General features: G+C 54.3%; 1 tRNA gene and 1 rRNA gene. Both read left to right on the top strand.

Features of this window, described 5'->3' with window-relative positions:
* Window positions 1-90: ribosomal RNA gene (gene rrf, locus ACLJR2_RS23900) — 5S ribosomal RNA — on the top strand; the annotation flags it as partial.
* Between the two features lie 54 nt (window positions 91-144).
* A tRNA-Asp gene (locus tag ACLJR2_RS23895) sits at window positions 145-218 on the top strand.
* Window position 219: the final 1 nt, after the last annotated feature.

Genomic DNA, 219 nt, shown 5'->3' with positions numbered 1-219 from the left:
ACCTGACCCCATGCCGAACTCAGAAGTGAAACGCCGTAGCGCCGATGGTAGTGTGGGGTCTCCCCATGCGAGAGTAGGGAACTGCCAGGCATCAAATTAAGCAGTAAACTGATGTAAAAGTCAGTGGTTGTAAAAGAATTCGGTGGAGCGGTAGTTCAGTTGGTTAGAATACCTGCCTGTCACGCAGGGGGTCGCGGGTTCGAGTCCCGTCCGTTCCGC

Origin of the sequence: Salmonella sp. SAL03688, assembly GCF_046551895.1 — a bacterium.
Taxonomy (GTDB): Bacteria; Pseudomonadota; Gammaproteobacteria; order Enterobacterales; family Enterobacteriaceae; genus Salmonella; species Salmonella enterica.
Note: the sequence above shows the minus strand (reverse complement) of the source record. Positions and strands in the feature narration are given on the sequence as shown.